The organism is Variovorax sp. MHTC-1, from assembly GCF_003984645.1.
GTDB lineage: Bacteria > Pseudomonadota > Gammaproteobacteria > Burkholderiales > Burkholderiaceae_C > Variovorax.
The window spans coordinates 15,638-39,036 of record NZ_RWKI01000015.1 but is presented as its reverse complement, the minus strand read 5'-3'; the positions used below and the strand labels follow the sequence as shown (position 1 = coordinate 39,036).

General features: G+C 68.3%; 21 protein-coding genes. 20 read left to right on the top strand and 1 reads right to left on the bottom strand.

Annotation, left to right across the window (positions count from 1 at the left end; translation table 11 throughout):
* Window positions 1–38: 38 nt before the first annotated feature.
* The 5 genes from EJI01_RS21125 to EJI01_RS21105 all read left to right on the top strand — a co-directional run bounded on the left by EJI01_RS21125 (window position 39) and on the right by EJI01_RS21105 (window position 4,519).
* A complete protein-coding gene (locus EJI01_RS21125; protein ID WP_126839093.1) occupies window positions 39–716 on the top strand; it encodes a phosphoglycolate phosphatase in 678 nt (225 codons plus the stop codon).
* Between the two features lie 84 nt (window positions 717–800).
* Window positions 801–1,874 carry an NAD/NADP-dependent octopine/nopaline dehydrogenase family protein gene (locus EJI01_RS21120; RefSeq protein ID WP_126839092.1) on the top strand — a complete coding sequence of 358 codons (1,074 nt, stop codon included), beginning with the start codon at window positions 801–803 and terminating at the stop codon, window positions 1,872–1,874.
* A complete protein-coding gene (locus EJI01_RS21115) occupies window positions 1,864–2,868 on the top strand; it encodes a 3-hydroxybutyryl-CoA dehydrogenase (protein WP_126839091.1) in 1,005 nt (334 codons plus the stop codon). The genes EJI01_RS21120 and EJI01_RS21115 overlap by 11 nt, the downstream gene beginning before the upstream one ends.
* Window positions 2,865–3,665, top strand: coding sequence for an alpha/beta fold hydrolase (locus EJI01_RS21110; protein WP_126839090.1), 801 nt, complete (start codon window positions 2,865–2,867; stop codon window positions 3,663–3,665). The genes EJI01_RS21115 and EJI01_RS21110 overlap by 4 nt, the downstream gene beginning before the upstream one ends.
* A complete protein-coding gene (locus EJI01_RS21105) occupies window positions 3,662–4,519 on the top strand; it encodes a zinc-binding alcohol dehydrogenase family protein (protein ID WP_126839089.1) in 858 nt (285 codons plus the stop codon). Before EJI01_RS21110 ends, EJI01_RS21105 begins: the two co-directional genes overlap by 4 nt.
* Window positions 4,520–4,526: 7 nt before the next feature.
* On the opposite strand, the gene EJI01_RS21100 is transcribed toward EJI01_RS21105, so the two are convergent.
* A complete protein-coding gene (locus EJI01_RS21100; protein WP_126839088.1) occupies window positions 4,527–5,012 on the bottom strand; it encodes a MarR family winged helix-turn-helix transcriptional regulator in 486 nt (161 codons plus the stop codon).
* Window positions 5,013–5,149: 137 nt separating this feature from the next.
* Here EJI01_RS21100 and EJI01_RS21095 point away from each other — a divergent pair, with 137 nt between their 5' ends.
* From EJI01_RS21095 to EJI01_RS21025, 15 genes are all read left to right on the top strand, one after another.
* Entirely contained in the window at window positions 5,150–7,333 is a 2,184-nt protein-coding gene (locus EJI01_RS21095) for an indolepyruvate ferredoxin oxidoreductase subunit alpha (protein WP_126839087.1), read from the top strand.
* Window positions 7,334–7,470: 137 nt separating this feature from the next.
* Window positions 7,471–8,964, top strand: coding sequence for an indolepyruvate oxidoreductase subunit beta family protein (locus tag EJI01_RS21090; protein WP_126839086.1), 1,494 nt, complete (start codon window positions 7,471–7,473; stop codon window positions 8,962–8,964).
* Between the two features lie 21 nt (window positions 8,965–8,985).
* Entirely contained in the window at window positions 8,986–9,969 is a 984-nt protein-coding gene (locus tag EJI01_RS21085) for a PDR/VanB family oxidoreductase (protein WP_126839085.1), read from the top strand.
* Between the two features lie 15 nt (window positions 9,970–9,984).
* A complete protein-coding gene (locus EJI01_RS21080) occupies window positions 9,985–11,298 on the top strand; it encodes an aromatic ring-hydroxylating dioxygenase subunit alpha (RefSeq protein ID WP_126839084.1) in 1,314 nt (437 codons plus the stop codon).
* A gap of 139 nt (window positions 11,299–11,437) precedes the next feature.
* A complete protein-coding gene (locus tag EJI01_RS21075) occupies window positions 11,438–11,920 on the top strand; it encodes an aromatic-ring-hydroxylating dioxygenase subunit beta (RefSeq protein ID WP_126839083.1) in 483 nt (160 codons plus the stop codon).
* A gap of 7 nt (window positions 11,921–11,927) precedes the next feature.
* Complete coding sequence (locus EJI01_RS21070) at window positions 11,928–13,550, top strand: AMP-binding protein (protein ID WP_126839082.1); 1,623 nt, start codon at window positions 11,928–11,930, stop codon at window positions 13,548–13,550.
* Complete coding sequence (locus EJI01_RS21065; RefSeq protein WP_126839081.1) at window positions 13,547–14,716, top strand: thiolase family protein; 1,170 nt, start codon at window positions 13,547–13,549, stop codon at window positions 14,714–14,716. The genes EJI01_RS21070 and EJI01_RS21065 overlap by 4 nt, the downstream gene beginning before the upstream one ends.
* Window positions 14,717–14,801: 85 nt before the next feature.
* Window positions 14,802–16,052, top strand: a complete 1,251-nt coding sequence (locus tag EJI01_RS21060) for an SDR family NAD(P)-dependent oxidoreductase (protein WP_126839080.1) — start codon at window positions 14,802–14,804, stop codon at window positions 16,050–16,052.
* A gap of 1 nt (window position 16,053) precedes the next feature.
* Complete coding sequence (locus EJI01_RS21055; protein ID WP_126839079.1) at window positions 16,054–16,866, top strand: cyclase family protein; 813 nt, start codon at window positions 16,054–16,056, stop codon at window positions 16,864–16,866.
* Window positions 16,867–16,990: 124 nt separating this feature from the next.
* Window positions 16,991–17,722 (top strand): SDR family oxidoreductase, encoded by a 732-nt coding sequence (locus tag EJI01_RS21050; RefSeq protein ID WP_126839078.1) that lies wholly within the window; start codon window positions 16,991–16,993, stop codon window positions 17,720–17,722.
* 134 nt (window positions 17,723–17,856) lie between these two features.
* Window positions 17,857–19,014: an ABC transporter substrate-binding protein gene (locus tag EJI01_RS21045; RefSeq protein ID WP_126839077.1), complete on the top strand. Its 1,158-nt coding sequence runs from the start codon at window positions 17,857–17,859 to the stop codon at window positions 19,012–19,014.
* Between the two features lie 128 nt (window positions 19,015–19,142).
* Window positions 19,143–20,288: an ABC transporter substrate-binding protein gene (locus tag EJI01_RS21040; protein ID WP_126839076.1), complete on the top strand. Its 1,146-nt coding sequence runs from the start codon at window positions 19,143–19,145 to the stop codon at window positions 20,286–20,288.
* A 130-nt stretch (window positions 20,289–20,418) separates the two neighbouring features.
* Window positions 20,419–21,720 carry an aromatic ring-hydroxylating dioxygenase subunit alpha gene (locus EJI01_RS21035; protein ID WP_126839075.1) on the top strand — a complete coding sequence of 434 codons (1,302 nt, stop codon included), beginning with the start codon at window positions 20,419–20,421 and terminating at the stop codon, window positions 21,718–21,720.
* Complete coding sequence (locus EJI01_RS21030) at window positions 21,717–22,181, top strand: aromatic-ring-hydroxylating dioxygenase subunit beta (RefSeq protein ID WP_126839074.1); 465 nt, start codon at window positions 21,717–21,719, stop codon at window positions 22,179–22,181. Before EJI01_RS21035 ends, EJI01_RS21030 begins: the two co-directional genes overlap by 4 nt.
* A gap of 25 nt (window positions 22,182–22,206) precedes the next feature.
* Complete coding sequence (locus EJI01_RS21025; RefSeq protein WP_126839073.1) at window positions 22,207–23,367, top strand: ABC transporter substrate-binding protein; 1,161 nt, start codon at window positions 22,207–22,209, stop codon at window positions 23,365–23,367.
* Window positions 23,368–23,399: the final 32 nt, after the last annotated feature.

Genomic DNA, 23,399 nt, shown 5'->3' with positions numbered 1-23,399 from the left:
TCCCGGGCTTCCCGCCGCGCGCTTTGAACACCACTCGCTTGCACCTTTCAAACTTCGACGCCGCGATCGTCGACCTCGACGGCACCATGGTCGACACTCTCGGCGACTTCGTCGTTGCGTTGAACTACATGCTCGAGGGGCTCGAACTGCGCGAGGTCACGGCCGAAACCGTCGCGCCCCTGATCGGCAAGGGCTCGGAACACCTGATCCATTCGGTGCTGCGCCACGTGCGCGAAGGCTTGCATGCCGACGAGGCTCAATTCGACCAGGCGTGGCGCCGCTACCAGCAGCACTACCTGGCCATCAACGGTCGGCATGCGGAGGTTTACCCGGGCGTCATCGACGGGCTGGCAGCGCTGCGTGCGCACGGAATCCGCCTGGCCTGCCTGACCAACAAGCCCACCGCCTTTGCGCGCCCGCTGCTGACCGCCAAGGGACTCGACGGCTATTTCGACGTGGTGTTCGGCGGCGACGCCTTCGAGCGCAAGAAGCCCGATCCGCTGCCGCTGCTGAAGACCTGCGCGGCGCTGGGCACGCTGCCGGCGCGCACCCTGATGGTCGGCGATTCGAGCAATGACGCGCGCGCGGCCCGGGCGGCAGGCTGCCCGGTGGTGCTGGTGAGCTATGGCTACAACCACGGCGAGCCGGTGCGCGGCGTGGACGCCGACGGGTTTGTCGATTCGCTGGCGGAGCTGGGCCGGGTTCTCGATGGTTGACAATTGAATGGTTGAAAAGTAATGTATCTGCGAGCCCGTTGATTTGCGGATCGGCGGCCCGCGGCCTACAACTTCTTCTCGACCATGAAAATTGCGATCCTGGGCGGCGGCCACGGCTGCTATGCCGCCGCTGCCGACCTTTCGGAAGCCGGCCATGAAGTGCGGCTCTGGCGGCGCGACGCCGATGCGCTCGCCGCTGTTCGGCAGGCCGGCGCCATCACGCTGAAGGACGCACGCGGGTCGCGCGAGGTACCGATCGCGCTGGCGACCGCCGACATCGCCGAGGCCCTGCGCGGCGCGGCGCTGATCGTGATTCCGACCCCCGCCATTGCGCAGCAGGACATCGCCCGCGCTATGGCGCCGCACTTGGTGGACGGCCAGGTGGTGTTCCTGCCGCCGGGCACCTTCGGCAGCTTCGTGATGGCGCGCGCCGTCAAGGAGGCCGGCAGCCGCGCCGACGTCGCTTGGGCCGAGACCGGCACGCTGCCCTACCTGGCGCGCAAGCACGGCGAGCGCGAGGTCAACGTCACCATCCGCGCGATCCGCCTGCCGACCGGCGTCTATCCTGCGCGCAAGGAAGCACAGGCGTTGGAGGTGATCCGCCAGGCTTACCCGAGCGTGCATGGCTGCGGCGACGCGCTGTCGGGTGCCCTGATGAACGCCGGGCCGGTGATCCACCCGCCGCTGATGGTGATGAACGCCGCGCCGCTGCAGCACTTCGAGCGCTGGGACATCCACAACGAAGGAACGCAGCGCGCTGTGCGCGATGTGACCGACCGGCTCGACCAGGAGCGCATCGCGGTGCGCGAGGCGTTCGGGCAGGGCGCACCGCACTATCCGCTGGCCGACCACTACAACAACGACCGGTGGATGTACGGCGACGCCCACAAGCAGCTGGTCAAGTCGGGCGACTGGCGCGAGAACATCGACCTCTACGCCCATCGCTACATCACCGAAGACACGGAACTGGGCTTGGCTTTTCTCGCCTCGGCGGCGCGCTACGCGGGCGTCGATGCGCCGATCGCGCACGGCCTGCTGGCCATCGTAGGCGGCTTCCTCGGCCGCGATCTGCGCCAGGGCCCGCGCACCTTCGAGCGACTGGGCCTGGCCGGGCTCGACCAGGCCGAGCTGACGAAGAGGCTGCACGATGGCGAATGAGGCGCCCGCGCCCCGCTTCGCCGCCGTCGGTGCGGGGCGGATGGGCCGCGGCATCGCGATCGCCTTTGCCTACGCAGGCCATCGCATCGCATTGATCGATCTGCGTCCCCGCAGCGACGAGGCCTGGCAGACGCTTCGCGCCGAAGCGCGAGCAGAGATCGAGGGCAGCCTCTCGGGGCTCGCGCAACTCGGCGTCATCGAGGCCGCGCAGGTGAGCGCGATTGCCGACCGCGTCGAACTCGTGCCGGCCGCCGAGGCGCCGCGCGCGCTCGGCCGGGCTGAGCTGCTCTTCGAAGGCGTGCCCGAGACGCTGGAGGCCAAGCGCGAGGCTTTCGAGCAGCTCAACCTGCATTGCAGCGACGACGCGATCCTCACTTCCACCACCAGCAGCATCCTCGTGACCCAGCTCGCGGCGCTGGTGAGAAAGCCCGAGCGCTTCCTCAACATGCATTGGCTCAATCCGGCCTACGTGATCCCGGTGGTCGAGCTGAGCTGCCACCCGGGCACCGATGCCGCGGTGCTGGAACGCACCAAGCAGCTGATGGAGCAGATCGGCAAGCTGCCTGTGGTGTGCGGCGCCTCGCCCGGCTACATCGTGCCGCGGCTGCAGGCGCTGGTGATGAACGAGGCGGCGCGGATGATCGAGGAGGGCGCGGCCACCGCCGAAGAGATCGACAAGGCCACGCGCTACGGCCTGGGCCTGCGCTTCGCCGCGCTCGGCGTGGTCGAGTTCATCGACTTCGGCGGCTGCGACATCCTGCACCACGCGAGCCGCGAGATGTCGGCGTCGATCGACAAGGGGCGCTATGCTGCGCCGGCCATCGTCGACCGCATGGTGGCCGAAGGCCGGCTGGGCCTGAAGACCGGCAGCGGCTTCTACGATTACGACGGCCGCGACGTGGCGGCCTACCGGCGCGACGTGCTTGCGCGCACGCTCGGCATGCTGCGGCATGCGGGGCTCTGGCGGGCGCCGGCCGACAAGACGCAGCCATGAAGATCCGCCGCGCCTTCGCAGATCTGTCGGTCGGACAGGTGCACTACGCGAGCTGCGGCGATCCGCGCGCCGAGACGGTGCTGCTGCTGCACCAGTCGCCGCGTAGCTGGGCCGAATACCGGCACGTGCTGCCCCTGATCGGTGAGCGTTTCCGGGCGATGGCGATGGACACCGCGGGATTCGGTGATTCCGATGCCGGGCCGGCGCCAGCGAGCATCGAGCAGTGGTCGCGCGTGGCGGTCGAGCTGCTCGATGCGTTGGGCATCGCCCGCGCACACGTGGTGGGCCATCACACGGGTGGTGTCATCGCGGTCGAGCTGGCCGCTTCCTTCGCGGACCGGGTGCATGGGCTGGTGCTGTCTTCCACGCCTTATGCCGACGCGGCCTTCCGCCGCGCCCGCGCCGAGCGGCCACCGATCGACGAGGTGGCGCCGAGCGACGACGGCAGTCATCTCGCGGCGCTGTGGCGGAAGCGTCAGCCCTTCTATCCGCCGGGCCGGCCCGAGCTGCTGGAGGCCTTCGTGCGCGACGCGCTCATGGTCGGCGCTCGGCTCGAAGAAGGCCATCGCGCCGTGGCTGCCTACCGCATGGAAGAGCGCATCGGGAAGATCGAGCAGCCCACGCTGATCCTGCGCGCTACCGAGGACCCTTTCGCCGCGCCGCACGCGGCCGAACTGCAGACGCACCTGGCGCACGCACGTATCGTCGACATCGTCGGCGGCATGGTGCCCTTGCCCGACCAGATGCCCGAAGCCTTCGCCGCAGCGGTGCTCGACTTTCTGGAGACGCTGCCGTGAAGGCGGTGCGCGTCCATGCTTTCGGCGCCGCGGCGGTGTTGGAAGAGGTGGAAGACCCGCTGCCTCGCGCCGGCCGCAGCGTCGTGCGCATGGCCGCGGCCACCGTGGGCCATATTGACCGCACCGTCTGGAGCGGCGGCTTTCTCAAGCATCCGCCGCTGCCTTATGTTCCGGGTGTCGAAGCCGCGGGCACCGTGATCGCGAGCGAGCGCTTCGCGCCGGGCCAGCGCGTCTGGCTGCGCGGCGCCGGATTGGGCACCACGGCCGATGGCACCTGGTGCGAGCTGATCGACACACCCGACGAGGCGCTGGGCTTGTTGCCCGACCACGTCGACATGGCCCTCGGCTCTGCGTTCTTTTCGCCCTGCACCTCGGCCTGGGTCGCGCTGCACGAGATCGCCAAGCTCCAGGCCGGCGAGCGCGTGCGGGTGACGGGTGCCTCCGGCGCCGTCGGATCGATGGTGGTGCAGCTGGCGCGCGATGCGGGTGCCGAAGTGATCACCGAGGCCGGCGCGCCGGCGACGCTCCTGGTCGATACCGTCGGCGGACCGGTGCTCGAAGCGGCTTTGCCCTGCGTGGCGCCCGGCGGCCGCGCGGTGCTGATCGGCTACACGGCCGGCAACACGCTGGCGCTGGACATCGCGCATTTCCTGCAGCGAGACGTGGCGCTGCTGCCGCTCAACATGTTCAGGCGCGAGGCCGCGGGGCGGGCCGCTGCGCCCGAACTGCTGGCGCGCCTGGGGGACGGGCGCCTGAAGCTGGAGGTGAAGCGCTTCCGGCTCGACGAGGCGGCCGCGGCGCTCGAGTGGATCACGCAGCGCGGGCATCGTGGCCGCGCCGTCCTGATCCCCTGAGCGCAGTTCACTCCTCGCTCTCGTCCGTATCCGTCTCCAGGGCCACGTGCGCGTGCAGCTCGATCATCTGTCGCAGGGTGGTCTTGAGCTCTTCCGCGCGCAGCAGGCCGAAGGGCTCCAGCACCCGAAGTTCGTGCTCTCTGGCGAGCTCCATCAGGTGCTCCACCGTCTTGGCGCCCTTGCGCGTGATGCGCACCAGCGTGACGCGGCGATCACTGTCATGGGGCAGGCGCTCGACCTGGCCCTTGGATTCCATGCGGTCCAGCAGGCGCGTCACCGTCGGCTGTTTGGTCACCGTGACCTGCGCCAGCTGCCCGATGCTGATCGGCTCGCCGCCGGCCAGCGAGGCCATCACCCGCCACTCGGAGACGGAGAAGCCGTGCTGGCGCGCCACCGCATGGAACTCCGAGGAGATCAGCTGGCTGGCCTGCGCCAGCAGCGCCGGCAGGTAGTCGTCGACGAAGCGCGGCGGCTTAGCGGCCTTTGTTGCCATGAACGGCCCCCGGTGCAGTGTCGGGCACGCAGCTTGCATGTCTAGGGTAATTCATGATTGTGGATACATTCACTTGTAAACATTATATGGGCTGCACGATGAGGCGGCCAATGCCGTCATGAGGAACAAGGCACATCATGGCTGAACGATCGTTCGTCGAGGAGGTCAAGAAGCTCCGACTTTCGGAGGGGGAGCTGTTCCGGGGCGAAGGCATTCTGGCCGTCACCAAGGCGCTGCTCGAATCGGGTGTTTCCTATGTCGCCGGCTACCAGGGCGCGCCCATTTCGCACCTGATGGACGTGCTGGCCGACGCCCAGGACATCCTGGCCGAGCAGGGCATCCGCTTCGAGAACAGCGCCAGCGAGGCCACGGCCGCCGCCACGCTGGCCGCCTCGGTCAACTATCCGCTGCGCGGCGCCGTGACCTTCAAGGCGACGGTAGGCACGAACGTGGCCTCCGACGCGCTGGCCAACCTGGCTTCGGGCGGCGTGACCGGCGGCGCGCTGGTCATCGTGGGCGAAGACTACGGCGAAGGCTCCTCGATCATGCAGGAGCGCAGCCACGCCTTTGCGATGAAGTCGCAGATCTGGCTGCTCGATCCGCGGCCCAATCTGCCCTCGATCGTCGATGCCGTGAAAAAGGGCTTCGAGCTTTCGGAGGCCAGCCGCACGCCGGTGATGCTGCAGCTGCGCATCCGCGCCTGTCACGTGCACGGGCAGTTCGTGGCCGGCGCCAACCGGCGGCCCGCCTTCACGATCAAGGACGCGCTCGAGAACCCGCAGCGCGACGTCAGCCGCATCGTGCTGCCGCCGGCCAGCTTCTTGCACGAGCAGGAAAAGGTGAAGGACCGCTGGCCCGCCGCCGTGCGCTTCATCGAGGACCACAAGCTCAACGAGTTCTTCTCGGAAGACGCCGACGACATCGGCATCATCGTGCAGGGCGGCAGCTACAACACCTTGCTGCGCGCGCTCGAGCGCCTGGGCCTGGCCGACGTCTACGGCAACAGCGAGGTGCCGCTCTACGTGATGAACGTGGCCTATCCGGTCATCGAGAGCGAGGTGCTGCGCTTCTGCGAAGGCAAGCGCGCGGTCCTGATCGTCGAAGAAGGCCAGCCCAACTTCGTCGAGCAGAACCTCGCGGCCATCCTGCGCCAGGCCGGCTCGACCACGGCGCTGCACGGCAAGGACATGCTGCCGGTGGCCGGCGAATACACCGCCGCCGAACTGCTGAAGGGCGCGCGCAGCTTCGGCGAGCGCTACGGCCGGCTGCAGCCGTTGCCGGTGCCTGCGCCGGTGCGCAAGGTGATCCCGCTGATCGAGGTCGCCGACGTCGGTGTCGATGGCGCGCCGGAGCCTGCCTTGCCGCTGGACGAAAACGTGCATGCACGCCCGCCGGGTTTCTGCACCGGCTGCCCGGAGCGCCCGATCTTCAGCGCGATGAAGCTGGTGGAGCGCGAGCTCGGCCCGCATCACGTCAGCGCCGATATCGGCTGCCACCTGTTCTCGATCCTGCCGCCCTTCAACATCGGCAACACCACCATGGGCTATGGCCTGGGCGGCGCCGGCGCCGCGGCGCTCAATGCACCCGCTGGCAGGCGCGCGATCTCGATGATGGGCGACGGCGGCTTTTGGCACAACGGCCTCACCAGCGGCGTCGCCAACGCGGTCTTCAACAAGAGCGACAACCTGACCATCGTGGTCGACAACAACTACACCTCGGCCACGGGCGGCCAGGACATCCTGTCGTCCACTGCGCACAATGCGACGCGCAGCACCGGCCACGAGATCGAGCGCGCGGTGCGCGGCGTGGGCGTGAAGTGGGTGCGGACGATCCGCCGCACCTACGACGTGGCCGGCATGCGCGATGCGCTCAAGGAGGCGCTGACCACCAAGGAGAAGGGCCCCAAAGTCCTGATCGCGCAGTCCGAATGCATGCTCAACAAGCAGCGGCGCGAGAAGCCGCTGGTGCGCAAGGCGATCGCCGAGGGCAAGCGCATGGTGCGCGACAAGTTCGGCGTCGACGCCGACACCTGCACCGGCGACCACTCGTGCATCCGCCTGTCGGGCTGTCCCTCGCTGTCGATCAAGGCCAATCCCGATCCGCTGCGCACCGACCCGGTCGCGACCGTGCTCGAGAGCTGCGTCGGCTGCGGCAACTGCGGCGATGTCTCGCATGCCGCGGTACTCTGCCCGTCGTTCTACAAGGCGCAGATCGTCAGCAACCCGAACAGCTGGGACCGCTTGCGCGAACGCGTGCGCAGCGGCGTGATCGGCTGGCTCCAGCGTGGCGAGGCCAAGCGCCGCGCCGAGTACGCCTTCTGAATGAATCTCGCTATGCGACACAACGACGCAGCGTTACAAGTCCAGGGATACCGCGGAACCGGCTTCGCCGGTCCGCTGGTATCGCCCCCGGTAGGGGGTTGGCGGCTACACGAAGCGAGCAAGCCTGGGGGCGAGCAATGACCCAACCGATCAAGATCGCAATCCTCGCCATGGGCGGCGAGGGCGGCGGCGTGCTGGCCGACTGGATCGTCGATATGGGCGAGGCCAACGGCTACGTCGCGCAGACCACCTCGGTGCCTGGCGTGGCCCAGCGCACCGGCGCCACCATCTATTACGTCGAGCTCTATCCCGAGGCGCAGGCCCAGGCCGACGGCGGCCGGCCGGTGCTGGCGCTGATGCCGCTGCCGGGCGATGTCGATGTGGTGCTGGCTTCGGAGCTGATGGAAGCCGGCCGCGCGGTGCAGCGCGGGCTGGTCACGCGCGAGCGCACCACGCTGGTCGCATCGACGCACCGCGTCTATTCGATCGCCGAGAAGAGCGCGATGGGCGACGGGCGCGTCGACAGCGCCGAGCTGCTCGCGCATGCGGACAAGGCCGCCAAGCGCTTCATCCGTTTCGACATGGCGCAAGCCGCCGAAGACGCGGGCAGCGTGATCAGCGCGGTGCTGTTCGGGGCGCTGGCCGGCGCCGGCGTGCTGCCCTTCAGCCGCGCGCAGTTCGAGGCCACCATCGAGCGCGGCGGCCTCGGCGTCAAGCCCAGCCTCAAGGCCTTCGGCGCCGCCTTCATGCGCGCGCAAGGTGCAGCGGTGGAAGAGGCGCCGATGGCGCTGCCCGCCGCGGCGCCGCAGCCGAAGCACCCGGCCGTGCGCGCGCTGGTCGAGCGCGTGCAACGCGACTTCCCCGCCGCGGTGCATCCGGTGCTGCTGGAAGGCGTGCGCCGGCTCATCGACTACCAGGACCTGGCCTACGCCGACCTCTACCTCGACCGCGCGGCCGCGATCGCCGCGCTGCCGAGCCGGGACGAGCACCGCCTGCTGCGCGAGACCGCACGCCACCTGGCGCTGTGGATGTCCTACGAAGACACGGCCCGCGTCGCCGCGCTCAAGACCCGTGACTCGCGCTTCGAGCGCGTGCGCGGCGAGGCCGGCGTGAAGGACGGGCAAGTGCTCGCGATCAACGAGTACATGCATCCGCGCCTGCAGGAAATCTGCGAAACGCTGCCCGCCGGCATCGGAGGCTGGCTGATGAATTCGAGCCTCCCGCGCCGGCTGGTGGAACGGCTCACGCGAAAGGGCCGCGTGATCCAGACCAGCTCGCTGCACGGCTACCTGATGCTGCGCACCGTTGCCGCGATGAAGCGCTGGCGCCGGTCCACGCTGCGCTATGCCGAGGAGAACCGCCGCATCGAGGAATGGCTGCAGCGCATCGCCGCCACCGCGGCGAGCCATCCCGAACTCGCGGTCGAAGTCGCGCAGTGCCAGCGCCTGGTCAAGGGCTACAGCGACACGCACGAGCGCGGCCTGCGCAACTACGACACGGTGATGGCCGCCTTCCAGCGCGCCGGCGCAGGGCTCGCGCCGGCCACCTTGCGCGAACTGCGCGACGCCGCGCTGGCCGATGAACATGGCCACAAGCTGCGCGCCTCGCTGGCGCAGCACGCACTGGCCTGATCAAGGGATGCGAACAACATCATGACCGCCACCCTCCAACTGCGCGTCGTCGAAGCGCGCGAACTGAATCCGCTGATCCGGATGCTGCGCCTTCGCGCCGATGACGGCCGCGAACTGCCGGGCTACGCCGCCGGCGCCCACATCCGCGTCCAGGTGCAGCTGCCCGACGGCAAGCAGGACTGGCGCCACTACTCGCTCATCAACTTCGCGACCGCGCGCAACGCCACCAACGCGCCCGCCGAGTACCGGATCGCTGTGCGCAGGGAAGACGAGGGCCGCGGCGGCTCGCGCTTCATGCACGAGCGCGTGAAGGAGGGCGATCTCCTCAGCATCGAAGCGCCGAAGAACGACTTCCCGCTGCACACCGGCCCCGGCGGCACGGTGCTGGTCGCCGGCGGCATCGGCGTCACGCCGCTCGCCAGCATGGCCGCACGCCGCCGGGCCGAAGACGCGCCCGTGCGCATGCACTACGCAGGGCGCAGCCGCGAGCTGATGGCCTTCCTGCCCGAGCTGCAGGCCTTGCTTGGCGACGACCTTCGCGTCCACGCCGACGTCGACGCCGGCGCGCCGCTCGACATCGATGCCGTGCTCGACGACTGCCCGGCCGGCGACCGCCTCTACGTCTGCGGACCCAAGGTGATGCTCGATGCCGTGCTGGCTCGCACCCAGGCCCGTGGCTGGGAACACGACCGCGTGCACTTCGAACTCTTCACCACGCCGGTGGTCGAAGAGGGCGACCAGGCTTTCGAGGTGGAACTGGCGCAATCGGGACAGCGCTTTACGGTTCCGGCCGATCAGAGCATCCTCGACTGCCTGATCGAGCACGGCTGCGACCCGATGTTCGACTGCAAGCGCGGCGAATGCGGCGTCTGCACGACGGCTGTGCTCGAAGGCGAGATCGACCATCGCGACTACGTGCTGAGCGCGCGCGAGAAGGCCGAGGGCAACGTCATGCAGATCTGCATCTCGCGCGCCAAGGGGCCGCGGCTGGTGCTGGACATCTGAAGGAGCAAGAAGAACATGGCTTCCTACCGAGACAACCCCGATGCCGTGCGCGCGCTGGTGCAGCCCGACCGCGTGCACCGCGACCTCTACACCAGCCAGGAAATCTTCGAGCTGGAGCAGGAGCACTTCTTCGCCAACACCTGGAACTATGCCGGGCACGAAAGCCAGCTCCCCAAGCCCGGCGACTGGATCAGCAACGAGATCGCCGGCCGGCCGCTGATCATCGTGCGCCATGCCGACGGCTCGGTGCGCGCGATGATGAACCGCTGCGCCCACAAGGGCTCGCGTCTCGTGACCGCGCCCTGCGGCAATACGGGCAAGTTCTTCCGCTGCCCCTACCACGCCTGGACCTTCAAGACCGACGGCTCGCTGCTCGCGATCCCGCTCAAGAACGGCTACGAGGGCACGCAGCTGCACGAATGCGAATCGGCCAAGGGCCTGACGACCCTCCGGAACGTGCGCAGCTACCGCGGCTTCATCTTCGTCAAGATCAACGACGTGGGGCCCGGCTTCGAGGAGTACTTCGGCGACTCGCTGAGCTCCATCGACAACATGGCCGACCGTTCGCCCGAGGGCGAGCTCGAGATCGCCGGCGGCTGCCTGCGCTTCATGCACCAGTGCAACTGGAAGATGTTCGTCGAGAACCTGAACGACACCATGCATCCGATGGTGGCGCACGAGTCCTCGGCCGGCACCGCCAAGCGCATGTGGGCCGACAAGCCGGAGGACGAGCCCAAGCCGATGGCTGTCGAGCAGTTCGTGCCTTTCATGTCGGACTACAAGTTCTTCGAGGACATGGGCATCCGCACCTACGACAACGGCCACAGCTTCACGGGCGTGCACTTCAGCATCCACAGCAAGTACAAGGCGATTCCCGCCTACGACGAGGCGATGAAGGCAAGGTACGGCGAGGAGCGCACCGCGCAGATCCTCGGCATGGCGCGCCACAACACCGTGTACTACCCAAACCTTACGATCAAGGGCGCGATCCAGGCGATCCGCGTGGTGAAGCCGATCGCGGTCGACAAGACCTTGATCGAAAGCTGGACCTTCCGCCTGAAAGGCGCGCCGCCCGAGCTGCTTGCGCGCACCACCATGTACAACCGGCTCATCAATTCGCCCTTCTCGGTGGTGGGCCATGACGACCTCCAGGCCTACCGCGGCATCCAGGCCGGGCTGCATGCAAGCGGCAACGAGTGGGTCAGCCTGCACCGCAACTACGACCCGGCCGAGCTGGCCGGCGGGGAGATCACGACAGGCGGAACCAACGAGCTGCCGATGCGCAATCAGTACCGCAGCTGGGCGCGCTACATGACGGAGACCATGTAGAAATGGACCTCCCCCAGTCTCTCCGCGCACTTCGTGTCGCGCGCGCCTTCCCCCTCACCGGGGGCACCAACAGCGGCCCGGCAAAGCCGGTTCCGGGGTGTTTCCCGAATGAACAGCCGCCGCGATCGGAGCGACTGATATGAGTGCAATCATTCATCAAGATCTGATCGACTTCGTGGTGAACGAGTGCCGCCTGCTCGACGCCAAGCGCTATGAGGAGTGGAACGCGCTCTTCACCGACGACGCCTTCTACTGGGTGCCGCTCGTCCCCGACCAGGAAGACGGCATCAACCACACCTCGCACCTCTACGAGGACAAGCTCTTGCGCGATCTGCGCGTCGAGCGTCTCAAGAGCCCGCGCGCCTTCTCGCAGCAGCCGCCGAGCCGTTGCCATCACCTGCTGCAGACGCCCACGGTCGAGGAGTTCGACGAAGCCGGCAATCGCTTCATCGTGCGCACCGAGTTCCACTACACCGAGTCGCAGGGCGACGAGCTGCAGTTCTACGTCGGCACCTTCTTTCATCACCTGACGCTGGTGGATGGCGCGCTGCGCATGACGCGCAAGCGTGTCAACCTGCTCAACTGCGACGCCGCCCTGCCGGCCGTGCAGCTCTTCATCTAGGGGCGCGATGCACGCCACCGTCCACGACCTCTTCACGGCCACCGCGGCGCGCACGCCCGCGGCCGAGTTCCTGTTCACCGAGTCGGTGACCGCCCGCGCCTACGGCATCGCAGCCGGTGCCATTCGGTGGGGCGAAGCTGCTGCAGAGGTCGAGCGCTTGCGCACGGCCTATGCGCAAGCCGGCTACGGCCATGGCCACCGGGTCGGCCTTCTGCTGGAGAACCGGCCGGCTTTTCTGTTCCACTGGTTCGCGCTCAACGCGCTGGGCGTGAGCGTGGTGCCGATCAATGCCGAGATGCGTTCGGCCGAACTGGTCTACCTGATCGGCCACAGCGAGATCGGCCTGGCCGTGACCCTGCCCGAGCGCGCGGCCGATCTGCGCACCGCGGCGGCGCAGGCCGGCATCGCCTTCTCGACCATGGGCCCCGATGACGAAGTGCCACCCGCGCAGGTCGCCGCGCCGCGTGCCGGCGAAGCGATCGGCACCGGCACCGAATGCGGCCTGCTCTACACCTCGGGCACCACCGGCCGGCCCAAGGGCTGCATGCTGAGCAACGCCTATTTCCTGCGGGCCGGCGAGTGGTATGCCGCGCTCGACGGCGTGTGCAGCATGCGCTGCGATGCCGAGCGCGTTATCACGCCGCTGCCGCTCAACCACATGAACGCGATGGCCTTCTCGACCATGGTGGTGCTGGTGGCAGGCGGCTGCCTGGTGCAGCTCGATCGCTTCCACCCGAAGACCTGGCTGCAAAGCGCGCGCGAAAGCGGCGCCACCATCGCGCACTACCTGGGCGTGATGCCGGCCATGCTGCTCGCGGCCGCCCCGTCGGCGGCCGACAAGGACCATGCGATTCGCTGGGGCTTCGGCGCCGGCGTCGACCGCAAGAACCATGCGCCCTTCGAGGCCCGCTTCTGCTTTCCGTTGGTCGAGGCCTGGGCCATGACCGAGACCGGCGCGGCCGCCTGCGTGATGGCGAATCGCGAGCCGCGCCTGGTGGGCACGAGCTGCTTCGGGCGCCAGCAGGACCACGTCGAGATCCGCCTGGTCGACGACGAAGGCCAGGAGGTGACTGGCGACGCGCCGGGCGAACTGCTGGTGCGCTCCGCCGGCGACGACCCGCGGCGCTACTTCTTCTCCGGCTACTTGAAGGACGAGGAAGCCACGCGCGAAGCCTGGGCCGGCGGCTGGTTCCACACCGGCGATCTGGTGCGGCGCGACGCGACCGGCAACTTCTTCTTCGTCGATCGCAAAAAGAACGTGATCCGCCGCAGCGGCGAGAACATCTCGGCCGTCGAGGTCGAGAGCGTGCTCAACCAGCACCCGGCCGTGAAGACCTCGGCCGTGGCCGCCACGCCCGATGCGGTGCGCGGCGACGAGGTGCTGGCCTGCATCGTGGTGCGCGAGGCGCTCGACGCGTCGCAGCACGCGCAGATCGCCGCCAGCATCGTCGAGCATGCGCTGGCGCAGCTGGCCTACTACAAGGCGCCGGGCTACGTCGCCTTCGTCGATGCGCTGCCGCTTACCGCTTCGCAGAAGATCCAGCGCGGGCAGCTGCGCGAACTGGCGCAGGCACTGCCGGGGCAAGGCCATTGCATCGACACCCGCGCGATGAAGAAGAGGCAAGCATGAAGCGCCGGCAGTCCTACGAAGGCGTCGCGGTGGCCGTTCCCATCACGGTGCCTTACGTGCGCTACTCGACGCGCACCGCGCACTGGTTCATCGGCCAGGCGCTCGAAGCGCTGGTCCAGGCCAGCGGCGTGCCGAAGGAACAGATCGACGGGCTGTGCCTCAGCAGCTTCTCGCTGGCGCCGGACACGGCGGTGGGTGTGACGCAGCACCTCGGCCTGTCGCCGCGCTGGCTGGACCACGTGCCCACCGGCGGCGCTTCCGGCGTGATGTGCTTGCGCCGCGCTGCGCGTGCCGTGCAGGCCGGCGATGCCGAGATCGTGGCCTGCGTCGGCGCCGACACCAACCACGTCGACTCCTTCCGCCAGACGCTGGGCAGCTTCAGCAATTTCGCGCGCGATGCGAGCTATCCCTACGGCTCGGGCGGGCCGAACTCCATCTTCGCGATGATCACGGCCAACTACATGCGTACCTTCGGCGCGACGCGCGAGGACTTCGGCCGCATCGCGGTGGACCAGCGCACCAACGCGCTGGGCAATCCGCACGCGATGTTCAAGAAGCCGCTCACGCTCGACGAGTACATGGCGGCGCGGCCGATCTCCGATCCGATCCACCTGTTCGATTGCGTCATGCCCTGCGCGGGCGCCGAGGCCTTTCTCGTGATGAGCGAACAGCGCGCACGCGACCTGGGTCTGGCGCACGCCGTCATCCGCGGCGCGATCGAGCGGCACAACGCCTTCGCCGACGACCCGGTGATGGTGCAGGGCGGCTGGCGCATGGACCGCGACGATCTCTATGCGCAGGCCGGCGTGAAGCCCGCCGCGCTCGACTTCGTGCAGACCTACGACGACTATCCGGTCATCGTGATGATGCAGTTCGAGGACCTGGGTTTTTGCGAGAAGGGCGAGGGCCCGGACTTCGTGCGCGCGAACAGCATGAGCTTCGACGGCAGCTTTCCCAACAACACCAGCGGCGGCCAGCTGTCGGCCGGGCAGGCTGGTGCGGCAGGCGGCTTCCTCGGCATGGTGGAAGCGATCCGGCAACTGACCGATGCGGCCGGGCCGCGCACCGTGCCCGACGCGCAGCTCGGCCTGGTCGCAGGCTTCGGCATGGTGACCTATGACCGCTGCCTCTGCACCGGTGCCGTCATCTTGGGGAGACCTGCATGATGAGCCCCCACGTTTGCCGCTGCGCGGCTGCACTTTCGCCCAAGGAGGCCACGCGCCTGCCTTGGGGCGGCCCTGTGGAGGCGCGATGACGATGCCCTTGATGCGCCCGAAGCGCAAGAACCCGGTCCTGCGCACGCGGCAGATGAACCTGCCGCCGGGCTCCCGCGGCCGCGTCGCGCTGGGCATCACCGCCGCGGCGGCCGAGGGCCGCTTCGAGCTGCAGACCTGTGAAGACTGCGCAACGGTGCAGTACCCGCCGCGCGAGGCCTGCCACAAGTGTTTGTCGCCGCGCCTGAACTGGCGCGAGCAGACCGGCGAAGGCGAGCTCATCAGCAGCACCACGCTGCATCACAGCAACGACCTGTTCTTCCGCGAGCGCCTGCCCTGGCGGCTGGGCCTGGTGCACCTCGATGCCGGCCCGACGCTGATGGTGCACCTGCACGGCGAAGTGGGCGAGGCGCCGGCGCGCGTGCGCGTCGGCGCCCGGCTCGACCGCGCAGGACAGGCCGTCCTCATTGGTTTTCCGAACGAAGGGAGTGCCCATATGGCCGACGACAAGATGCTGCGCGAGATGACCAGCGACCCCAAGTTCCGCAAGGCGCTGGTCACCGACGGCAAGACCGAGGTGGGGCAGGCCATCGTGCGCGCCCTGGTGAAGGCCGGCGCCGACATCGTCTGGGTCGGCCATGCCGAGCCGTGGAAGAAGATGGGCGGCCTGGAGGACATCACGGCGCTGCCGCAAGTCACGCTGGTGCCGCTGGACCTGACCAATGGCCGATCGGTGAGCGAGCTGGCCGGCGAGATCGGCGGCAAGGTCGACATCGTGATCAACAACGCCGAGGTGCACCGCAGCTTCGGCATCGGCGCGCGCCGCGGCACCGATGTCGCCAAGGCCGAGATGGACATCAACTACTTCGGCCTGCTGCGGCTGGCGCAGGAGTTCGGCCCGGCGCTCAAGGGGCGCTCGGCCGACGGCGTGAGCAGCGCGACGGCCTGGGTCAACCTGCTGTCGATCTATGCGCTGTCCAACTTTCCGCCGCACGGCACCTTCAGCGCGTCCAAGGCCGCGGCCTACTCGCTCGCGCAGTGCCTGCGCGCCGAGATGCGGCCGGCCGGCATCCGCGTGGTGAATGTGTTCCCCGGGCCCATCGACGACGAATGGAACCAGCACATGCCGCCGCCCAAGCTGGCGCCGAGCGCGCTGGCCAACGCGATCGTCAAGGCGCTGCGCGACGGCATCGAGGACGTGTACCCGGGCGACGTGGCGCAGGAATGGCTGGAGCGCTGGCGCGACAACCCCAAAGTGCTGGAGCGCGAGCTCGCAGCTGGAGGATGAGATGACGACAACCACCGAACTGATGTCCACCGCCGAGATCCTCGGCGGCCTCGTGAGCGCGATGGCCACGGGCCGCATCCGCGTGATCGACCTCACTCAGACGCTCTCGCCCGAGTTCCCGCAGATCGCGCTGCCGCCCGAGATGGGCCAGTGCTGGCCCTTCCGCATCGAGGAGGTGTCCAAGTACGACGAGCGCGGGCCCGGCTGGTACTGGAACAACTTCTCCTGCGGCGAGCATACCGGCACGCACTTCGATGCACCGATCCACTGGATCTCGGGCCGCGACCTGCCGAACAACTCGGTCGACACGATCCCGGTGCAGCACTTCGTGGCGCCGGCCTGCGTGATCGACTGCTCCAGCCAATCGGCGGCCGATCCCGACTACCTGCTCACGGTGGAAGATATCGAGCGCTACGAGGCGAAGCATGGCCGCATCCCGAAGGGCGCCTGGGCGCTGATGCGCACCGACTGGTCGAAGCGCCAGGATCCCGAGGCGTACCAGAACTTCGACGAGACCGGGCAGCACACCCCGGGTCCGAGCACGGAGGCCGTGCGCTTCCTGGTCGAGCAGCGCGAGGTGCTGGGCTTCGGCTCGGAAGCCATCGGGACCGACGCCGGCCAGGGCTACCACCTGCGCCCGCCCTATCCGTGCCACTACTACATGCACGGCGCCGGGCGCTACGGGCTGCAGTGCCTCAGCAACCTCGACCTGCTGCCGCCGGCCGGCGCGGTGCTGATCTGCCCGCCGCTCAAGATCGAGAAGGGCAGCGGCAGCCCGCTGCGCGTGCTGGCGCTGGTGGGGGATGCCGCATGAGGGCGTCAGGCTCCTTCTCCCGCTTGCGGGAGAAGGCGGGGGATGAGGGTGCCTCGCGCGGCATTCACCCTCACCCCAACCCTCTCCCGCGGGGCGGGAGAGGGGGCAAGAACAGGAGAGCACCATGAACCTCACGCATCCCGTCGCCGCCGTGACCGGCGGCAGTGCCGGCATCGGCAAGGCCATCTGCGCGGACCTGCTCGCGCAGGGCTACGAGGTGGTGTCGCTGGCGAGGCGCCGGTGCGAGATCGACCATCCCAAGTTGTTCAACATCGAGGTCGACCTGATGGACCGCGCCGCCACCGCCGAGGCCGCGCGCGAACTGGTGCAGCGCTTCGAGGTGCGGACCGTGGTGCACAACGCCGGCGTGATCCGGCCCGCGCTGCTCGCGGACGCGAAGCTCGACGACCTGGATGCGCTGGTCGAACTGCACCTGGGCTGCGCGATCCAGCTGGTGCAGGCGGCCCTGCCCGCGATGCGCGCCGAGCGCTTCGGCCGCGTGGTGCTGTTGTCCTCGCGCGCAGCGGTCGGCCTGGCCACGCGAACGAACTATTCGGCCACCAAGGCCGGCATGCTGGGCATGGCGCGCACCTGGGCGCTCGAGCTCGCGGCCGACGGCATCACGGTGAACGTGGTGGCGCCCGGGCCGATCCGCACCGACATGTTCTACGACGTGGTGGAAGCCGGCAGCGAGAAGGAACGCGAGCTCGCCGCCTCGGTGCCGGTGCAGCGCCTCGGCGAATCATCCGACGTGGCGCGGGCCGTGCGTTTTTTTGTCGACCCCGCCAGCAGCTTCGTCACCGGCCAGGTTCTTTATGTGTGCGGCGGCACCAGTGTGGGCAGTCTCGCGCTGTAGCGGTGCATCGCGCGCCAAACGCAAAAACCTCTGGTTGTCTCCCTTGTCATTGCACCATCGTCTCGCTAGTATTGTTTAGGTCTAAACATTTCATAAATCATGTTAAGGCTCAGCTCAACCCCTGGAGGATCGTCATGAAAGTTCCAAGCCCCATCCGCGCCCTGGCGGGCATCGTCGTCGGCGTCGGCGCCCTGAGCGCCGCGAGTGCCTGGGCTGCCGACTACAAGGTCGGCTTCATCACCTCGCTCTCGGGGCCGGTGTCTTCGCTGGGCATTCCCTACGAGAAGGGCATGAAGGCCGCGCTGGCCTACAAGTCCGAAGTGGGCGGGCGCAAGATCCAGCTGGTGCAGCTCGACGATGCGTCGGACCCGTCCACCGCGGCGCGCAACGCGCGCAAGATGATCGACGAGGACAAGGTCGACGTCATCATCGGCACGGCCGGCTCGCCCGGCGCGCTGGCCATCGCTGCCGTCGCGCGCGAAACCAAGACGCCGCTGATCTCGATCGCCAACGCCAACCTGCCCGGCGAGGAGGGCGCCTGGATGGTCACCTTGCCGCAGCCTGCGCCGCTGATGGTGAGCGCGGTGGTCGAGCGCATGAAGAAGTCGGGCGTGAAGACGGTCGGCTACATCGGCTTCTCCGACGCCTGGGGCGACCTGGTCTACGACGCGCTGACGAAGAGCGCCGAGCCGGCCGGCATCAAGGTGGTATCGAACGAGCGTTATGCGCGCGCCGATGCCTCGGTCACGGGCCAGGTGCTGAAGATCGTCGCGCTGCGTCCCGATGCGGTGATCACCGGTACTTCGGGCACGCCCGGTGCGCTGCCCTACCTCGCGCTCTCGGAGCGCGGCTACAAGGGCCAGATCTACGGCATGCATGCGTTGATCAACCCCGACTTCGTGCGCGTCGGCGGCACCTCGGTCGAGGGCCTCCTGGCACCCACCGGCCCGGTGATCGTGGCCGAGCAGCTGCCGGACTCCAACCCGATCCGCAAGGTCTCGATGGACTTCCGCGCGGCCTACCAGAAGGCCAACGGCGCGCCGCCTACCGATGCCTTCTCGGCGTACACCTTCGACGCCTGGCTGCTCTTCCTCGACGCGGCGCAGCGCGCCAAGGGCGAGCCCGGAACGCCGGCCTACCGCGTGGCGCTGCGCGATGCCATCGTCAGCACGAAGGAGCTGGTCGGCACGCACAGCGTCTACAACTTCAAGCCCGATAACCGCTACGGCTCGGACGAGCGCTCGCGCGTCGTCGTCAAGCTGGAAAAAGGCCAGTGGAAGCTGGTGCCGTGAAAGGACTCTCCCCCAGGCTTGCTCACTTCGCGTAGCCGCCAACCCCCTCACCGGGGGCAACACCAGCGGCCCGGCAAAGCCGGTTCCCGCGGCGTTCCCCGAACGAACTTCCCTATTGGATGACTGAGATGAAGCGAACCTTTCTTCAACTTGCCGGCCTCACGGCCATCGCCCTGGCGGCCGCGCAGGCCACGGCCGCTGACCTCAAGATCGGTTTCATCAGCTCGCTGTCCGGCCCGATTTCCGCGCTCGGCATCCCTTACGAGAAGGGCATCCGCGCTGCCATTGCCGAGCATCCGACGCTGGCCGGCCGCAAGGTCGAGCTGATCGTGCTCGATGACGCCTCCGACCCCACCACTGCCGGCCGCAACGCGCGCAAGTTGGTGGTGGAGGACAAGGTCGACGTGCTGATCGGCACCTCGGGCGTGCCCAGCGCAATGGCCATCGCGGCCGTGGCGCGCGAGCTCAACACGCCGCTGATCTCGCCGACGCCGGTCACCATCCCCGGCCCCGAGGGCGCCTGGACCGTGACCGTCTCGCAGCCCTTTCCGCTGATGGTGGCGGGCGTGGTCGAGCGCATGAAGAAGTCGGGCGTGAAGACGGTGGCCTTCATCGGCTTCTCCGACGCGTTGGGCGACCTGGCCTACGACTCGCTGGTGAAAAGCGCGGAGGCCGCCGGCATCAAGGTGGTGGCCAACGAACGCTACGCACGCAGCGATTCATCGGTGGCAGGCCAAGTCCTGAAGATCATCTCGGGCCGCCCCGATGCGGTGTTCGCCGGCAACTCCGGTACGCCGGGCGCGCTGCCCTATCTCGCACTCGCCGAGCGCGGCTACAAGGGCCAGATCTACGGCACGCACGGCCTGATCAATGCCGACTTCGTGCGCGTCGGCGGCGCATCGATCGAAGGCCTGCAGGTGCCCAGCGGGCCGGTGCTGGTTGCCGACCAGCTCGCTGCGGACAACCCGATCAAGAAGGTGTCGATGAACTTCCGCAGCGCCTACCAGAAGGCGCACGGCGTGGTGCCTACCGATGCCTTCTCCTCCTACACCTACGACGCCTACCTGCTGCTGGCCGACGCCGCTTCGCGCACCAAGGGCGAGCCCGGCACGCCGGCCTACCGCACGGCGCTGCGCGATGCGATCGTCGGCACCAAGGAGCTGGTGGGCACGCACGGCGTCTACAACTTCAAGCCCGACAACCGCTATGGCTCCGACCAGCGCGCCGTTGTCGTGGTGCGCATGGAAAAGGGCCAGTGGAAGCTTGTTCCATGATTTCTCGCGGACTTGCGCAGCGCGCCTCTGTGCGGGAGCCGACGCGGAACCGGCTTTGCCGGGCCGCTGGCGGGGCCCCCTGGAAGGGGGGAGGCGGCTACGCGAAGCGAGCAAGCAACGGGGGTGAGCAATGACGCCGGAAGCGATCCGCGCGCTCGTCCAGGACGATCGCGTGCACCGCGACGTGTACCTGAGCGAAGAGCTGTTCGCGCTGGAGCAGGAGCGCTTCTTCGCCAACACCTGGCTCTACGTCGGCCACGCGAGCCAGGTACCGAATGCCGGCGATTTCTGGTCGCTGGAGCTCGCAGGCCGTCCGGTGATGATGGTCCGCCAGCCCGACGGCGCGGTGCGCGTGTTCTACAACCGCTGCGCGCACAAGGGAACCCGGCTCGTGACGGACGAGAGCGGCAACACGGGCAAGTTCTTCCGCTGCCCGTACCACGCCTGGACCTACAAGCTCGACGGTGCGCCGCTCGCGATTCCGCTCAAGACCGGCTACGACGGCACGCGCCTGAAGGAATGCGAATCGGGGCAAGGCCTGACCGAGCTGAAGCACACGGCCGTCTACCGCGACTTCGTCTTCACGCGCATTGCCGATCGCGGCCCGGACTTCGAGGCCTACTTCGGCGAGGTGCTGCGCTCCATCGACAACATGGTCGAACGCTCGCCCGAAGGCAGGCTCACGGCGGAGGGCGGCGTGCTGCGCAACATCGTCCACTGCAACTGGAAGATGTACCTCGAGAACATCAACGACACGGTGCATCCGATGTCGACCCACGAGTCGGCCACGCAGGCGGCCGGCGCGCTGTGGCAGGGGCGCACGGCCGACGAACCCAAGCCGATCGCGATGGAGCAGATCCTGCCCTTCGGCTCGGGCTACGACTTCTTCGACAAGATGGGCGGCCGCGTGTTCGCCAACGGCCACAGCGTGCTGGGCGTGAACTTCAGCATCCACTCGAACTACGCGCAGCTGCCCGACTACGAGGCGGCGATGCGCGAGGCGCACGGCGCCGAGCGCGCGATGGAGATCTTGCAGCGCTCGCCGCAGAACTCGGTGTTGTTCCCTAGCCTCTCGGTCAAGGGCTCGCCGCAGGCGATCCGCGTGATCCGCCCGCTGGCCGCGAACCGCACGCTGATCGAGGCGTGGAGCTTCCGCGCCGCCGGCGCGCCCGACCTGCTGTTCGAGCGCGCGATGACCTACAACCGGCTGGTCTTCTCGCCCATGTCGGTGGTGGCGCACGACGACGTGCACCTGTTCGAAAGCATTCAGCAAGGCCTCGCGGCCGAAGGCAACGAATGGGTGAGCCTGCATCGCAACTTCGATGCCGCAGAGCTCGGGCAGGACACGATCACGACCAATGGCACCAACGAGCTCTTGATGCGCAATCAGTTCCGCGCCTGGGCCAAGTTCATGACGGAGCCTTCGGCATGACGCAAGCGCATGACTTCGTCGCCCACGAGGCCGCGCTGCTGGACGCCGGCCGCTTCGACGACTGGCTCGCGCTGTTCGCCGACGATGGTCACTACTGGGTGCCGCTGCTGGGCGCCGCGCAGGCCGACCCGCTCTCCCACAACTCCATCGCCTACGAAGACCGGCTGCTGCTGCAGCTGCGCGTCGAACGCTTGAAAAACCCGCGCGCGCATTCGCAGCATCCGAAGAGCCATTGCCAGCATGTGATGCAGCGCTCTGTGGTCGAGCACGACAACGAGGCCGGACTCGCGCTCACCACGCCCTTCATCTATGTGGAAGCGCGCGGCGAAAACCAGGTGCTGCTGGCCGGCACCTGCCGCCACCTGCTTGTTCGCCACGGCGAGGGCTTCCTGATCCGGCAGAAGCGCATCGACCTGCTCAATGCCGGCCGCGCACTGCCGGCCATCCAGTTGTTCATCTGACCCTTCCACCACCAGGAGCCCCGACATGAAGACGAGCTTGATGAAGACCCTGGCGCAGAGTGCGCTGGCCACCGCCCTTGCCACCGGATTCGCGATGACCGCGCTCGCGGCCGACCTCAAGGTCGGCCTGAGCGTCTCGCTCTCCGGCCCCAATTCGTCGCTCGGCGTGCCTTATGCGAAGGGCATGCAGGCCGCGCTGGCCTACAAGCCGGAGGTCAACGGCCGCAAGATCCAGCTGATCGTGCTCGACGACGGCTCCGACCCGACCGCCGCGGGCCGCAACGCGCGCAAGCTCGTCGAGGAGGAGAAGGTCGACGTGCTGATGGGCACCTCCGGCGTCCCCGCCGCCATCGCGATGGCGCAGGTGGGGCGCGATGCCAAGGTGCCGATGATCGGACTCACGCCGATCCAGCTCGATCCGGCCGAGAACGGCTGGGTCTTCACCGTCGCGCAGCCGACGCAGCTGATGATCGACGCGGTGGTCGAGCGCATGAAGAAGGACGGCGTGAAGACCGTGGGCTACATCGGCTTCTCCGATGCCTGGGGCGACCTGGTCTACAACGCGTTGATGAAGGCCGCGCCCGCGGCCGGCATCAAGGTACTGGGCAATGAGCGCTATGCGCGGGCCGACGCCTCGGTCACCGGCCAGGTGCTGAAGCTGGTCGCGATGCGTCCGGATGCCGTCATGACCGGCGGCGCCGGCACGCCGGGCGCGCTGCCTTTCCTGGCGCTCGCCGAGCGCGGTTTCAAGGGCCCGGTGTACGGCCAGCACGGTCTCATCAACCCCGACTTCGTGCGCGTCGTCGGTGCATCGGGCCAGGGCGCGACGATGCCGACCGGCCCGGTGATCGTGGCCGAGCAGCTGCCGGCCGCCTACCCGACCAAGAAGGTCGCCATGGACTTCCGCGCCGCCTTCCAGAAGGTCAACAACGCGCCCACCAGCGATGCCTACTCGGCCTATTCCTTCGACGCCTGGCTGGTGTTCGCCGATGCCGCGGCACGCGCCAAGGGCGAGCCGGGCACGCCCGAGTTCAGGCAGTCTTTGCGCGACGCCATCGCGAGCACCAAGGAAGTGGTGGGCACGCACGGCGTCTACAACTTCAAGCCCGGCAACCTCTACGGCGTGGACGAGCGCGCGCGCGTGATCGTCAAGCTCGAAAACGGCCAGTGGAAGCTCGCCAACTGAGCCGGCACTAGCAAGAGCGAGACAAAGCGGAG